Source organism: Echinicola pacifica DSM 19836 (assembly GCF_000373245.1).
Lineage (GTDB): Bacteria > Bacteroidota > Bacteroidia > Cytophagales > Cyclobacteriaceae > Echinicola > Echinicola pacifica.
In genome coordinates, this window is record NZ_KB890739.1 from 413,554 (window position 1) to 427,896 (window position 14,343).

At 44.1% G+C, this 14,343-nt stretch carries 14 protein-coding genes; 6 read left to right on the plus strand and 8 right to left on the minus strand.

The window, feature by feature from the left end:
- Nucleotides 1-13 precede the first annotated feature (13 nt).
- Both B050_RS0106280 and B050_RS0106285 read left to right on the plus strand, forming a co-directional pair.
- A complete protein-coding gene (locus tag B050_RS0106280; RefSeq protein WP_018473047.1) occupies nt 14-355 on the plus strand; it encodes a DUF4296 domain-containing protein in 342 nt (113 codons plus the stop codon).
- A 249-nt stretch (nt 356-604) separates the two neighbouring features.
- On the plus strand, nt 605-2,998 hold the full coding sequence (locus tag B050_RS0106285; RefSeq protein ID WP_018473048.1) for an endonuclease MutS2: 2,394 nt from the start codon (nt 605-607) through the stop codon (nt 2,996-2,998).
- Between the two features lie 15 nt (nt 2,999-3,013).
- Here B050_RS0106285 and B050_RS0106290 read toward each other — a convergent pair whose 3' ends face one another.
- The 7 genes from B050_RS0106290 to B050_RS0106320 form a co-directional block, all read right to left on the minus strand.
- Entirely contained in the window at nt 3,014-3,445 is a 432-nt protein-coding gene (locus tag B050_RS0106290) for a nuclear transport factor 2 family protein (protein ID WP_018473049.1), read from the minus strand.
- A 3-nt stretch (nt 3,446-3,448) separates the two neighbouring features.
- On the minus strand, nt 3,449-3,931 hold the full coding sequence (locus B050_RS0106295) for a hypothetical protein (protein WP_018473050.1): 483 nt from the start codon (nt 3,929-3,931) through the stop codon (nt 3,449-3,451).
- A gap of 146 nt (nt 3,932-4,077) precedes the next feature.
- Nucleotides 4,078-4,713: an ABC transporter ATP-binding protein gene (locus tag B050_RS0106300; protein ID WP_018473051.1), complete on the minus strand. Its 636-nt coding sequence runs from the start codon at nt 4,711-4,713 to the stop codon at nt 4,078-4,080.
- A 3-nt stretch (nt 4,714-4,716) separates the two neighbouring features.
- Entirely contained in the window at nt 4,717-5,496 is a 780-nt protein-coding gene (gene lpxA / locus B050_RS0106305; protein ID WP_018473052.1) for an acyl-ACP--UDP-N-acetylglucosamine O-acyltransferase, read from the minus strand.
- Nucleotides 5,493-6,887 carry a bifunctional UDP-3-O-[3-hydroxymyristoyl] N-acetylglucosamine deacetylase/3-hydroxyacyl-ACP dehydratase gene (locus tag B050_RS0106310; RefSeq protein WP_018473053.1) on the minus strand — a complete coding sequence of 465 codons (1,395 nt, stop codon included), beginning with the start codon at nt 6,885-6,887 and terminating at the stop codon, nt 5,493-5,495. The genes lpxA and B050_RS0106310 overlap by 4 nt, the downstream gene beginning before the upstream one ends.
- Nucleotides 6,888-6,931: 44 nt before the next feature.
- Nucleotides 6,932-7,954 carry a UDP-3-O-(3-hydroxymyristoyl)glucosamine N-acyltransferase gene (lpxD, locus tag B050_RS0106315; protein WP_018473054.1) on the minus strand — a complete coding sequence of 341 codons (1,023 nt, stop codon included), beginning with the start codon at nt 7,952-7,954 and terminating at the stop codon, nt 6,932-6,934.
- A 15-nt stretch (nt 7,955-7,969) separates the two neighbouring features.
- Nucleotides 7,970-9,199: an HD domain-containing protein gene (locus B050_RS0106320; RefSeq protein ID WP_018473055.1), complete on the minus strand. Its 1,230-nt coding sequence runs from the start codon at nt 9,197-9,199 to the stop codon at nt 7,970-7,972.
- 66 nt (nt 9,200-9,265) lie between these two features.
- Here B050_RS0106320 and porX point away from each other — a divergent pair, with 66 nt between their 5' ends.
- From porX to B050_RS0106335, 3 genes are read left to right on the plus strand one after another with little or no spacing between them, the layout of a single operon-like run.
- Entirely contained in the window at nt 9,266-10,828 is a 1,563-nt protein-coding gene (gene porX / locus B050_RS0106325) for a T9SS response regulator signal transducer PorX (protein WP_026235686.1), read from the plus strand.
- A gap of 7 nt (nt 10,829-10,835) precedes the next feature.
- A complete protein-coding gene (locus B050_RS0106330; protein WP_018473057.1) occupies nt 10,836-11,258 on the plus strand; it encodes a bifunctional tRNA (adenosine(37)-N6)-threonylcarbamoyltransferase complex ATPase subunit type 1 TsaE/phosphotransferase in 423 nt (140 codons plus the stop codon).
- A 5-nt stretch (nt 11,259-11,263) separates the two neighbouring features.
- On the plus strand, nt 11,264-12,481 hold the full coding sequence (locus B050_RS0106335; RefSeq protein WP_018473058.1) for an alanine dehydrogenase: 1,218 nt from the start codon (nt 11,264-11,266) through the stop codon (nt 12,479-12,481).
- 55 nt (nt 12,482-12,536) lie between these two features.
- Here the strand turns inward: B050_RS0106335 and B050_RS0106340 are convergent, their stop codons facing one another.
- Entirely contained in the window at nt 12,537-13,010 is a 474-nt protein-coding gene (locus B050_RS0106340) for a response regulator (RefSeq protein WP_018473059.1), read from the minus strand.
- Nucleotides 13,011-13,254: 244 nt separating this feature from the next.
- On the opposite strand from B050_RS0106340, the gene B050_RS0106345 reads away from it, so the two are divergent.
- On the plus strand, nt 13,255-14,343 hold the full coding sequence (locus B050_RS0106345) for a ThiF family adenylyltransferase (protein ID WP_018473060.1): 1,089 nt from the start codon (nt 13,255-13,257) through the stop codon (nt 14,341-14,343).

Consider the following 14,343-nt stretch of genomic DNA (forward strand, 5'->3'; position numbering starts at 1 on the left):
CTAATTTTGAATTGTGAAAAAACTTATATTCTTTATAGCGGCCTCTCTGATCGCCTTTTCATGTAAGGATGAGAAGGCTCCAAAGTACTTGCTATCCGAGGACGAAATGGTAAATATCATGGTGGATATCCATATGGCAGAAGGCATGGCCAGCTCCCTGCCCGTGTCTTATGACTCCTCCAAAAAACTTTATCCTTTATTTGAAAGTCGGGTGTTTGAAAAACATCAGGTGGAAGATACAGTGTACACCAAAAGCCTGGAGTACTACCTTCGCGATACCGAAAAAATGAAGGACCTTTACAGTCGGGTGATAGATTCACTCAGTGTAAGAGAAAAAATAGGAGAAAGCGAGTAAATTAGCCTTGCCCCTAAAACCTAATCCGCCTAAGGGCAATGACTCACAGCTAACCCAATTCTAAGAAGCTATGAGACATTGTGTGCCTCTTTTGATAAGAGTAATTTAGACGAGGAGATGGTTCAATGAAGGCAGTGACCAATTGATTTCTACTTACTGTGGCCTTTCTTTTGTTAGAAACTTCCGTATAGAAAAGGTCAATACTCTATTCCTTCAATAATAATTTAAATTCCCCAAAACAGTAATAGCATGCAATATCCGGAAAATCTGGAGGCCAAGATAAATTTTGATAAAATCAAGGACTGGATCAAAGAGGAGTGCTCCAGCAGTCTGGGCACAGACATGGTGCAAAATGTCACCTTTACCACAGACCTCAATCTGCTGAATAAGCTTCTGGACCAAACGGAGGAGTTTCGCCAGATATTGGTCTCAGGAGAGATGTTTCCTTCCTCGAATTTCCTGAATATTTATCCTTTTTTGGACAAGGCCAAAATTGAAGGGACCTTCCTATATGAGGAAGATTGGCACCTGATCCGACTGTCTTTGGAGACCTTGCATTCCTGCGTTTCTTTCTTCACCAAAAATCAGGAGGAGTATCCTCAGCTTTTTCAGCTCTTGGGGATGGTGCGCCTTGATAATAGCCTCCTGCGAGCGATCGAGAGAGTGCTGGATGACAAAGGGCGAATAAAAGACAATGCAACTCGGGAGCTGGGCCTGATCCGTAGCCAGATTATCTATGAAGAAAATAGGCTGCGGAAAGTACTAGACCGGATATTTAGAGAGGCCAAAGCCAAAGGGATGACCCCGGATGATGCCTCCATTACCATACGTGGGGGGCGGATGGTAATGCCCGTTTTGGCAGAAAACAAACGTAAGATCAAAGGCTTCGTGCATGATGAGTCTTCCACAGGGCAGACGGTGTTTATGGAGCCAGCAGAGGTGCTGGACATCAATAATGAACTGAAAGAACTCGAGTATATGGAGCGTCGGGAGATTCAGAAGATACTGATGAAGCTTACCGATACCCTGCGACCCTTTATTCCGGAATTAAGAAGTGCCTATAAGTTTTTGGGGATGGTGGATTTTATTCGTGCCAAGGCCAAATTGGCGGTGAAGATGGACGCCTCGAAGCCAGAACTGCAAAAGCCAAAAGAAATAGAATGGTATAATGCCCGTCACCCTGTGCTTGAGCATGCTCTAAAGCAACAAAACAGGAAAATCGTCCCATTAAATATCCACTTAGATCATAATAGCCGATTATTGGTCATCTCCGGCCCCAATGCCGGTGGTAAATCAGTAACACTCAAAACCGTGGCCCTGGTGCAGTATATGCTGCAATGCGGCTTATTGGTTCCTATGGATCCACATTCCAAATGTACTATTTTCAGTAACTTTTTTATCGATATTGGAGATGAGCAGAATATCGAAAATGACCTTAGTACCTATAGCTCTCACCTGATGAGCATGAAGTATTTTACCCAATTTGCTGATAAGAAAAGTATATTTTTTATTGACGAATTTGGTACGGGTACGGAGCCTCAATTTGGCGGAGCCATCGCTGAGGCCATCCTAATGGCGCTCAACAAAACAGGCTCATATGGCATAGTCACGACTCACTATGGCAACCTGAAGCAAATCGCTGCAAAAAATCAAGGCATGACCAATGGTGCTATGCGCTTTGATATCGAGAAACTGGAGCCTATGTATCAGCTGGATATAGGAAAGCCAGGGAGCTCCTTCGCCCTGGAGATCGCCACCAAAATAGGGATCTCATCTGATATCATTGCTTATGCCAAAGAACAAATCGGGGATGAACGAGTACGCTATGATAAGCTGCTCAATAAATTGGAGTCAGAGAAAAACAAGTTTGAGCAATTAGTGGTGGAGTCTCAGCGGAAGGAGCGCATCCTGACCCAGCGGCTGAAAGAATATAATGAACTCAAGCAAAGCCTCGAAGCCAATCAAAAGCAGCTGATTCAGCAAGCGAAACAGGAGGCCAAAGGAATCCTGGACGGGGCAAACCGTAAGATCGAAGAGACGATTCGGGAGATCAAGCAGAGTAAAGCCGAGAAAGAGGCGACTCTTGTGGCGCGGAAAAACCTGGAAACTCATAAGGCAGCGATCAAACCAGAAAAAGGACTGAAACCCAAAGCCGCCGATGCAGAAGTAAAGGTAATTGGCGGGACCATTGCCGCTGGCGATTATGTCCGATTGAAGGATAATGGCGCCATTGCGGAGGTGATTTCTATTCGAAATAAGGATGTGGAAATCAGTATCGGTGAGCTCAAGTCGAATGTAAAGCTGAATCGCCTCGAGAAAATTTCCAAGACCACCCTAAAGAAAGAAAAGAAAGCGGTAGCCGCCAGGATGAGCTATGATACCACTGCAAAGATGCGGAATTTCTCACCCAACCTCGATTTGCGAGGTATGCGGGGAGAGGAGATAATGACCATCGTGCAGAACTTTATCGACGATGGCCATATGCTGGGGGTGAAGGACCTGAGGATCGTCCATGGCCGAGGCGATGGGATTCTCCGGCAGATCACCAGAAATATGCTGCAATATATGTCCGAAGTTCAGCGATTTGAGGACGAGCACGCTGATCGTGGTGGCTCAGGAGTGACCTTGGTAACCCTGAAATAGTGGGCTAAATGAGGATTATGGGAGTTTATAAGCCTGTCTGGCGAGGAGTTTCCAGGCTGTGCCGGTATCCTGCCAGATCATCATTATTCCTATACGCACCGTACCAGGCTGGCCGCCGTCATTGGTGCTGGCGGAGAGAATATGCCTTGCAATTCCGATTTCTCCATCTACCTCATACGTTTGATTTTGCAGATCTATCGATACGAAATCGGACTGCCCATCGACCAAAGCTGCTATAAATTCTGTTTGATTTTCAATCCTTCCACTCGAATGTCCGTACGAAAGCTTCTTATGGGTGATATCCTTGAGCTTGGAGGCTTGGGGATTTATCATCAATTGATTGAGCTGCTGCACGGCCTGGACCAATGCAATGGAATTCTTAGATTGACCTTGTGCAAATGAGGCAGTGAAAAGGAGGGCGAGGAGGAATAAATACGTCTTTCTCATAGTTTATTTCTTTTTGAGATCAAAAACATAGTCCCCAGCCAAAGCCATAATTCTACCGCCAGCAATACTAGGCTGAGGTACATTAAATTCCAATCGCAAGTTACTTCCTATGGTGGAGAAGCTTATAATCTGTCCTGCGGCTGGCTGAGCACCAGAAAGGACTATCTGATCGTAATTGCTACCAGAGAAATCCCAGCTTCCGCTATCGTCGAACAATAAGTGATTATTCAATGTCAGATAGGATTGATTGCTTCCTGAGGCCGTGAAGGTCATCTCAAAATCAGCATAGTCAGAGGTCACTGTTTGGCCATTGTGTGTGACCATGCCGCCACCAGCCACCACCCAGGTCTGTGAGCCATCTCCGGTAAGCTCCTCGATAGCGATCTCCTCAGCAGATTTTTGTGGCTCAGGATCATCTCCGCCACCACATCCTAATAGTAGAAAGAAGGTCAGGATGAAACTCAATTGGAAGACTTGTTTTTTCATGGTTTTGCTATTTTGGATTTTTAGATGCTTTGCAAATAGGATAATCGACTATCCGCTGACAGTGATAGACACACCGATATTTATGGGAGTTCCCGCATTTATCAATGAGAAATTATCAGCCTAAATATACAGATTCGGCCTTTAAATCAAATGGCTTTTTTTAGCTTAAATGTTTCTATCTCTACCATCTGTGTACAGAAATCATATTCCCGCACATCATTAGAGGCGATTATGAGGGTTTTGTCACTGCCGTAGCCTTGTACTAAGTCGAGGTACCAGGCCAGGCCTTTTAGGTCAAGATTGGCGCTGGGCTCATCCAGAAGTAGGAGAGGTTTTGAGGAGAAAAAGCAGAGCCCTAGTTTAAGCCTTTGCTTCATTCCTGAGGAGAAATAACTCACCTGTTTATCTTTGGAATCGGTGAGGTACATGATTTCCATCATCTTGTTAGCGTCCAGCCCTTTGAGTGGGGAGGTGAAGCTAAAATGGAATTCCAGCAATTCGGACAAGGTAAATTCCTCAGGTAATTCGAGGTAAGGGGCAGCAATAGCGAGGTATTGGTAAATGTCATTGGCCGAGATTTCTTTGTTTTCCAAAAAATAAGTAAAGGAACCTTCGGTTAGAGGGGAGGTTCCGGCAAGGCACTTCAGAAGAGTGGACTTACCGGAACCATTGCTGCCAATAATGGCAATATTCTCATTGGGAGTGATCTTCAGGGAAAGATCACGGAATATCCAGTCATATTGGAATCGCTTGGCGGCTTTATTAGCCTTGATTTCCAGCATGATTTAATTGATATATCCTTTCATCACTCCACGTTCGGAGGAGCGGATGAAATTAACGATTTCGTCTCTTTCTTTGGTGGCAGGAAGGTTGACCTCGATTTCCTCCAAAGCCCGGCTATTATTGAGGCTGTTGAGGAATAGGTACCGATAGACTTCCTGAATATGGCTGATGGATTCGCTGCTGAAACCTCTTCTTCTCAGGCCTAGGGAGTTTACACCCGCATAGCTAAGGGGTTCTCTTGCGGCTTTGGTGAATGGAGGCACGTCTTTACGAACGAGGGAGCCACCAGAGATCATGGAATGCATTCCTACTTTGACGAACTGGTGGATGGCGCTGCTTCCGCCGATAATGGCCCAGTCATCGATGGATACGTGTCCTGCCACCTGCACCGCATTGGCGATGATGACATTATCCCCCACAGAGCAATCGTGCGCAATATGCACATAAGCCATCAATAAGCAATTGCTGCCAATTTTGGTGACCCTTTTGTCAATTGTCCCTCTGCTGATGGTGACACATTCACGAATGGTGGTGTTATTTCCAATTTCGACGGTGGATTCCTCACCCTGAAATTTCAAATCCTGCGGGACGCCGGAGATGACCGATCCAGGGAATATTTTGCAATTTTCGCCGATTTTGGTGCCAGGGTAAATGGTGACATTAGATCCGATCCACGTTCCTTTACCGATTTGTACGTTTTCATGAATTACCGTAAAAGGGTCGATGCTTACTTCATCGGCTATTTGGGTATTTTCATGTATTTCTGATAGCTTACTTATCATGCGTCTTTTCTTACTATGCTTGCAGTCATTACGGCTTCACAGACCAATGTGTTGCCTACATAGGCTTCGCCTTTCATTTTTGCAATCCCTCTTCTGATTGGGGACAATAGTTCACATTTGAATACTAAGGTATCCCCAGGTAAAACCATTTTTCTGAATTTGCAACTTTCGATCCCTAAGAAATAGGTCCAGTAGTTTTCTGGATCATCTACGGTGCTTAGGACTAGAATTCCCCCTGTCTGAGCCATTGCTTCTACTTGAAGTACGCCAGGCATCACGGGATTGTTTGGAAAGTGCCCCATAAAAAACGGCTCGTTGATCGTAACGTTTTTTACTCCCGCTACCACGGTGTCATCCAGATAGATGATTTTATCCAGCAATTGGAAGGGATAGCGATGAGGGAGAATATTTCCAATCTGGTTGATATCCAGGACGGGAGGCAGCTTAGGGTCATAGTGAGGGATATGACTAGGCCCCACTTTTTCCATGGCTCTTTTTAGTTTTTTGGCAAAAGCCACGTTGGCGGCATGGCCAGGTCGTGCAGCTAGGATCTGTGCCTTCAGTGGTCTGCCCACTAGTGCCAGGTCTCCCACCACATCGAGTAATTTATGTCTGGCTGGCTCGTTTTTGTAGCGAAGCTCCACATTATTAAGGATCCCTTCCTTGCGGACTTCCACCTTAGGCTTGTTAAACATTTTGGCGAGTCCTTCCAGTTCCTCATCGGTCACGACTCTGTCCACCACCACGATGGCGTTGTTTAGGTCTCCACCTTGAATGAGATTTTGCTTATAAAGCATCTCCAATTCATGCAAGAAACAGAAGGTACGGCAAGAGGCGATCTCCGCCTTAAACTGGCTGATATCAGTGATGGAGGCATGCTGACTTCCCAGCACTGGGGAATTATAGTCCACCATGACCGTCACTCTGTAATCATCAAGGGGCAAAGCGGCCATTTCCACCTCTCTGGAGGAGTCGCGGTAATGGATGCTCTCGGGTACCTCAAAGAATCTTCTAAGAGCATTTTGCTCCCTCAAGCCGGCATCTTCCAGAATACTGATAAACTGGATGCTGCTGCCATCCATAATAGGAGGCTCAGGGCCATCCAGCTGGATGAGCACATTGTCGATCTCCAGACCTACCAAGGCTGCCAGGACATGTTCTACCGTATTTACCCTCGCGCCTCCTTGTTCGATGGTGGTGCCTCGGGATACGTCCACCACATTGTCCACATCTGCGTCCACGATGGGGGATCCTTCCAGATCTATTCGTTGGAACTTATAGCCGTGGTTTGGTGGAGCTGGCATAAAGGTCATATTGGCTTCCACCCCGGTATGTAATCCTACGCCGGAGACGGTGACCTGCTTTCCAATAGTATGCTGTTTGACTTTCATTTATGATGATTTTTGAGCATCTGTCATTAATTGATGCCGCAAATTTATTGTTTTTTTTCCAGTTCTTTTATTTTCTCTTGTAGAGAAGGTAGGTTTTTGAAGATTGAATATGACTTTAAGAAGTCTTTCATCTCAAATCCCATATATCCAAGGATAGTCCTGCCAGGCTTAGTGATGGACTTGCTGATCCCCGTATTGGCACCGATGATGGTGTTATCGGCGATCTTCAGGTGTCCCACAAGGCCGGCCTGACCTGCTATGATACAGTTTTTGCCAATCTCAGTAGATCCCGAGATCCCCGCCTGAGCAGCGATCACCGTATTCTCTCCTATGATGACATTATGTGCAATCTGTACCAAATTGTCAATTTTAACCCCCCTGCGAATAATTGTGGAACCTATCGTCGCACAATCAATGGTCGTGTTGGACCCTACACTTACATGGTCTTCTAGTATGACATTGCCCAGCTGGGGCACTCCCTTATAGGTTTTGTCATCCTGTGGGGCAAAACCAAAACCGTCGGCTCCGATCACCGTATTAGGATGGATCTCGCAGTCATTTCCTATGACACTGTCCTTGCAGATCCTAGCGCCGGAGTGTATGATGGTGCGGTCTCCCACTTGTACATTGTCACCAATATAGGAATTGGGATGAAGGATCACCTCTTGCCCGATTTTGCAGTTTTTGCCAATATAGCTGAACGCTCCCCTATAGCCATTCTCTCCCATGCTGCTGTTTTCTCCAATAAATGAAGGCTCCTCTACTCCGGATAAATGCTGCTTATTCAACTGAGAATAGGCCTCTAGAAGCTGGGTGAAGGCGGTATAAGGGTTGCGTACCTTTATTAGGGTGGTGGAAAGTGCTTTGTCTGGCACATAGTCTTCCGCTATAATCACCGCCGAGGAATTGGTGGTGTATAGGTGCGGTTCGTATTTCATATTGGACAAAAAACTCACCCCGCCTGTAGTTCCCTCTTGGATCTTATCAAGCCGGCTGACTTTTGTCGTGCCATCACCTTCCACTGTACCGTTTAAAAGTTCTGCAATCTGACTGACAGTAAATTCCATTGGTTTAAAATTATATTAACGCAAAGTTAAATTTTTAGCCCGACAAGCATAATACTTTTTTACAATTTTGCTCATCGCTTTGATATTTGGAAGGTCCGCAGCCTGGGCCACATCGATCACTTCTCCTTTTTTGGTAAGGATCAATACTTTTTCCTTTGCCATATAGGCATTGTTTGAGATGAATCCTGAGCTTACAAAATAAGGTAATTCCTCAGGACTGATCTTGAGATTTTTGATTACTTCGGCTTCCATCTCGGCGAGCTGCTCTTCTGTAAATGGCGTATTGCTAAGTTTGATCTTAAACAAATTACGGGTCAAAAACATCTGTGAGATGCTTCTAAGCACAAAATCAGGGTGGTTTTTCCAGTATTTAATGGCTCCCCAAATATCGTAATCATCCAAATTGGCAAATATCTCTTGTAAATCCTCCGACTTCTGGAAGTCCTTTAAGGTATAGTTGTTCTGCAGGAAATGCCTGAATGCTTCCGAGCCTTCCACATGCACGCCTCCCTGCTGGAGGTCCTTCGCGCGGGTGATGAGGTTGATGAGCATTTTTTCGGCACTTACAGTGGTTTTGTGCAGGTAAACCTGCCAATACATGAGTCTTCGGGCACTGAGAAAATTCTCTATACTATAAAGCCCTTTTTCCTCTACCACGATTTGATCATCCTTAATATTCATCATTTTGATGATACGATCCGCACCAATGGTCCCCTCGGATACACCCGTGAAGAAACAATCCCGCTGAAGGTAATCCAATCGGTCTATGTCCAACTGGCTGGAAACCAGTTGATAGAAGAATTTACGCTCGTATTTATTCTTAAATATTCTTAAAGCAAGATCTAATTGGCCGTTTAATTGTTTATTTAAAGTCTCCATTAGGAGTAGCGAAAGCGACTCGTGAGGAATACCTTTGAGTAAGGTGTATTCCAGGGCATGGCTAAAAGGGCCATGGCCAATATCATGCAAGAGAATTGCAATCAGCGAAGCTTCATATTCCTTATCACTGATTTCATGTCCTTTATTTCGTAGATTGTCTAAGGTGATGCTCATCAGGTGCATAGCGCCGATAGCATGGTGAAACCGCGTATGCAATGCACCGGGATAAACCAAATCAGTCAAACCAAGCTGCTTAATCCGCCGTAACCTTTGGAAGTAAGGATGATCGATGATGGTGAATATTAGCTCACTTGGAATAGTGATGAAACCGTAAACCGGGTCGTTGAGTATTTTATGGCTTTTCAATTGCCTAGTAATTAGTTGATAGAATTCAAAAGTAATTATAAATTTAAAGGATTTAAACCTCTGAAGATGCAAAAATTTAAAATACTATGGGCTGACGATGAGATTGACTTATTAAAGCCTCATATAATGTTTCTGGAACAAAAGGGATATGAGATCACCACCGTCAATAGTGGTCTCGATGCTGTGGAGATGGTAGAAGAAACCAATTTTGATGTGATATTTTTGGATGAGATGATGCCAGGGATGACTGGTCTGGAGACCTTGCAGCAGGTCAAAATCCTTAAACCTCAGACTCCTGTGGTCATGATCACCAAAAGTGAGGAAGAGCATATCATGGATGATGCCATCGGTGGAAAAATCGCCGATTACCTGATCAAGCCCATCAATCCCAATCAAATACTGCTTTCTGTAAAGAAAATCCTGCAGAACAAACAGCTCATCAGTGAGAAAACAAACTTGTCTTATCAGCAGGATTTCTCCAAAATCAGCATGGCCTATAATGATGCCATTGACCATCAGGAATGGGCCGATATCTATAAGCGTCTGACGTACTGGGAGCTGGAGATCGATAAGACCGAAAACAAAAGTATGCAGGAGGTTTTGGATACCCAAAAAACCGAAGCCAATGCGAATTTTGCCCGCTTTATCAAGGAAAATTACCTTGACTGGCTCAATGATGCAGACTCTGACAAGCCTATCCTATCCCATCGTGTGATGAAAGAAAAGGTGTTTCCCCACCTTCAGGAAGGCAAAAAGCCCCTGTTTTTTGTGGTTATTGATAATTTGCGCCTGGACCAATGGGAGGTTATTGAGCCGATATTAAGTGATTATTTTAATATCAAAAGCGAAGACACCTATTATAGCATTCTTCCTACGACCACCGCTTATGCGCGGAATGCCCTCTTTAGTGGCATGATGCCCATGGATATGGCTCGCTTTCACCCGGATTTATGGGAAAATGAGGATACCGACGAGAGCAAAAACAACCATGAGGCGGAGTTTTTGGAGGTGAACCTCAAGAAAAACAGACTTCCTATTAAGTTTAGCTATAATAAGATCCTGCAAGCCAACCAAGGCAAAAACGTATTGGAGCAATTTCCCAATATGATGAATAACGATCTGAATGTGCTTGTCTATAATTTTGTAGACATGATGTCCCATGCTAGGACGGATATGAAGATGATTCGTGAGCTAGCACCCGATGAGTCGGCTTATCGATCCATCACCGAAAGCTGGTTTTTACACAGTTCATTATTCGAATTATTCAAGAAGGTGAGTGATGCCGGCTGTGAGGTGATCGTCACTACAGATCATGGAACGAAGAAGGTGAATCGCCCTTACAAGATTATTGGTGATCGTAAAGTAACTACCAATTTAAGGTACAAACAAGGGAGGAATCTGAACTTTGAATCCGGCAAAGTATTCGAAATTAGTAAGCCGGAAGATGCAAAGCTTCCGAGATTTAATGTCTCCACAAGTTATGTTTTTGCGGTAGAAGATTATTTCTTTGCATATCCGAACAATTACAATTATTATGTAAATTACTACAAAGATACCTTTCAGCATGGGGGAGTATCCTTGGAGGAGGTAATTGTTCCTATTATGCATTTGTCACCAAAGCAATATTGATCAAGCCTTGAAAGAACTAATTTGTGAGAGCAGCAATGACCTTTCGGCGATAGCCGAGGAAGTAATAAATACCTGTAAGGATTTACCTGTATGGGTATTTAGAGGTGAGATGGGCGCTGGAAAGACCACACTCATCAAGGCCATTGCTGCTCATTTTGGTATCCATGACACGGTAAGTAGCCCGTCGTTTTCGATAGTAAATGAATATCAGGGAGAGCAGGGAGAGGTTTTTTATCACTTTGACTTTTACCGTATCAAAGAGCAGGAGGAAGCCATTGAGATAGGAGTAGATGAATATTTTTATAGTGGGAAATACTGCTGGGTGGAGTGGGCTGAGAAGATTCCGGATTATTTGCCGGAGGATTTTTACCTGATTGACCTATCGATCGAAGAGGGTGAAAAAAGGAGATTGGAAATAAATAAGATTTAAAGAAGATGGGAGCTAATATGGCTGAGATTAGTAAAGAAGCTAGTATATATCCTCAGGAGGCAGTCGCAAAAATTGCTACTTCCGGGCATTCAGTGTTGGTCGGGATACCAAAGGAGACCGAGTCGCAGGAGAGGAGAGTGGTACTCACCCCTGAAGCCGTGGCTTTATTAGTGAATAATAATCAGCGGGTGATGGTGGAGACAGGGGCGGGAGATGCCTCTAAATTTAGCGATAAGGAATATTCTGATGCTGGCGCCAAGGTGGTTTATTCCTCTAAGGAAGCTTTTGAGGCGCAGGTGGTGCTGAAAGTGGAGCCGCCGACAGAGGTGGAGATTAACTATATGAAGCCTGGGGCTTGTTTGATTTCGGCCTTGCAGCTTGGCAAGCAAAATGCGGAGTATATCCATGCCTTAAACCGCAAAAAAATCACGGCCGTATCTTTCGAGCATTTGGAGGATAAGGTGGGAGGAATGCCCGTGGTAAGGGCCATGAGTGAGATCGCCGGAAGCTCGGTGATGCTCATAGCCGCCGAATACCTTTCCAGTGCCAAAAGTGGCGGAAAAGGCCTTATCCTCGGAGGAATCACCGGGGTGCCTCCGACCAAAGTCGTGATTATTGGGGCAGGTACAGTCGCTGAATATGCAGCCAGAACGGCCTTGGGCCTCGGGGCGAGCATTATGATTTTTGATAATCATCTGTATAAGTTGAGAAGAATCAAGCAGCTTCTGGGGCAGCAGGTTTATACTTCCACTATTGATAATTACACTTTGGGTGAAGCGTTGAAAGAGGCGGATGTGGTAATCGGCGCTTTAAGGGCCGAAAAAGGCCGCGCCAAAGTGGTGGTGAGTGCAGAGATGATCTCCGCTATGATGCCAGGAAGCGTGGTGATCGATGTAAGTATTGATCAGGGAGGATGCTTAGAGACTTCCCAAATGACGAGTCATGAAAATCCCATCTATTTTGTGGATGACATCATCCATTATTGTGTTCCAAATATAGCCTCCAGAGTTGCTAGAACCGCCTCCATGTCACTTTCTAATATTTTTACGCCCATACTTCTCCAGATGTCTGACCATGGTGGAGCAGAGGAAATGGTGTTTAATTATAAGTGGTTTATGAAGGGCGTGTATACCTATAGAGGTAGTTTGACTAATGCTCATTTGGCCAGAAAATTCCAGATGAACCATAAGGAACTTCAGCTTTTATTGGCCGCTAGGTACTAATATTTTTGTTGCAAAAAGGGTGATAGGACGAGGGTTTTCTGCAAGCGATTTATGACTACGAGAGTAGTTTTTGTCTAAGCAAAAATTCAAGCTGATCATTTGCACGTAATAAATCATCTGTCAGCTTTTTGTTTTCTTTACGTAAAGAATACACTTCAAATGCATTTTTTATTACGGTTTTGATATACTCTTCCTCCCAGGGTTTGGTGAGGTAATGGTACACTTGACCTTTATTGATAGCGTCTATAACTGCCTGAATATCAGTGTATCCTGTAAGTAGGATCCTGATCGGCTCGGGATGCTTATAAATAATAGACTCCAAAAACTCCACACCCGTTTCTTCAGGCATACGCTGATCGGTCACGATAATGTCGATTTTGTTTTGCTCTAATATTTCTCTTCCCTTATCAGCTGATACCGCAAGGTGGATTTTAAAGTCCCTCCGAAAAGTTGCCTTAAAAGCCTGCAAATTATTCTCTTCATCGTCCACATAAAGAATGCGGATTTTTTCATTCGTTTCTTCACTCATGAGGATGTAATATTTAATGCCAAAGTTTAGAAATGGTATGAGTGCTTTAGGGTAATTATGCCAATTCTTGTTGATTTCTGATACAAATATATACGTAATTTACTTATTCAACTCGAAAAACAACAATTCTGTTTCCATTAAATGCATGTTTGAACAGCAAATTTTTTAATTTTTTATTTATTTCTGCAACATATAATATAACTTTACTTGTATTAATTACCTGATGTACCACCAACTTAGTGAAATGAACGCAATCAATATTGATGGGTTAGACCTGAATTATCAAGCGCTGGTAGTCCCCGCAGCGGATGCAGAAAGTCATCCATTTTTGATCCAATTGTTGGAGAATCAGTCAGTTGAGAAGCTTGATGAATTGGATATCCAGGTGGCCGAACTCATGAAGATCAATAGCCCTAAAGAGAAGCTTTCACAAGAGGAATTGATGATTAAAGTGGGTGAATTTTATGGTAAACACAATAGGGATAATTATGGTTCCTGGGTCTATTTCCATTGGCGGAAGCAGTTAATTAGGATTTTGTCTAAGGAAGATTTCATTCAATTAAGAACCTCCCGCAACAGGTATAAAATCACCCAGGAGGAACAAGAACTTTTATACAGCAAAAAAATCGGAGTAATTGGTCTTTCGGTAGGTCAGAGTGTGGCCCTAAGTTTAGCGATGGAGCGCTCTTTTGGAGAGCTGAGGATTGCGGATTTTGATACGCTGGAACTGAGCAATATGAATCGCATCAGAACTGGTATTTATAGCCTGGGGCTGAAGAAGGTATGGGTAGTGGCTAGAGAAGTGGCAGAAGTGGATCCTTACCTGAAGGTGAGTATCTATGACCAAGGCATCACGCCCGAGAATATGGAGGAGTTTTTTGAGAAAGACGGTGGGCTCGACCTGCTGGTGGAGGAGTGTGATAGCCTTCCGATCAAGATCCAAAGCCGCCTAAAGGCTAAGGCAATGGGGATACCCGTGATCATGGATACGAGTGATCGGGGGATGATGGATATAGAGCGATATGATCTAGAAAAGGACAGGCCGATCTTTCATGGATATCTCAAGGATTTTGGAGATGAAACGGAGTTGCTCACCAAATTAAATGATAATTATAGGGAAATATTGTTTGCAATTTTGCATTTTGAGCAATTATCCGAGAGATTAAAATATAGTATGAGCGAAATCGGCAAAACTATTACCACATGGCCGCAGTTGGCCTCTTCTGTGATAATGGGAGGGGCTATGGGCGCACATTATGCCAGGGCAATATTCTTAAACCAGGATGTTCCCTCTGGCAGGTTTTATGTCGATTTGGATTCGATAAAATGGTAG

Coding starts and splice junctions, on each gene's coding strand:
- B050_RS0106295 (WP_018473050.1), bottom strand. CDS start 3,931: ATGAAAAAACAAGTCTTCCAATTGAGTTTCATCCTGACCTTCTTTCTA.
- B050_RS0106335 (WP_018473058.1), top strand. CDS start 11,264: ATGGGAGCTAATATGGCTGAGATTAGTAAAGAAGCTAGTATATATCCT.
- B050_RS0106345 (WP_018473060.1), top strand. CDS start 13,255: ATGAACGCAATCAATATTGATGGGTTAGACCTGAATTATCAAGCGCTG.
- B050_RS0106340 (WP_018473059.1), bottom strand. CDS start 13,010: ATGAGTGAAGAAACGAATGAAAAAATCCGCATTCTTTATGTGGACGAT.
- B050_RS0106285 (WP_018473048.1), top strand. CDS start 605: ATGCAATATCCGGAAAATCTGGAGGCCAAGATAAATTTTGATAAAATC.
- B050_RS0106290 (WP_018473049.1), bottom strand. CDS start 3,445: ATGAGAAAGACGTATTTATTCCTCCTCGCCCTCCTTTTCACTGCCTCA.
- B050_RS0106300 (WP_018473051.1), bottom strand. CDS start 4,713: ATGCTGGAAATCAAGGCTAATAAAGCCGCCAAGCGATTCCAATATGAC.
- lpxA (WP_018473052.1), bottom strand. CDS start 5,496: ATGATAAGTAAGCTATCAGAAATACATGAAAATACCCAAATAGCCGAT.
- lpxD (WP_018473054.1), bottom strand. CDS start 7,954: ATGGAATTTACTGTCAGTCAGATTGCAGAACTTTTAAACGGTACAGTG.
- B050_RS0106310 (WP_018473053.1), bottom strand. CDS start 6,887: ATGAAAGTCAAACAGCATACTATTGGAAAGCAGGTCACCGTCTCCGGC.
- porX (WP_026235686.1), top strand. CDS start 9,266: ATGCAAAAATTTAAAATACTATGGGCTGACGATGAGATTGACTTATTA.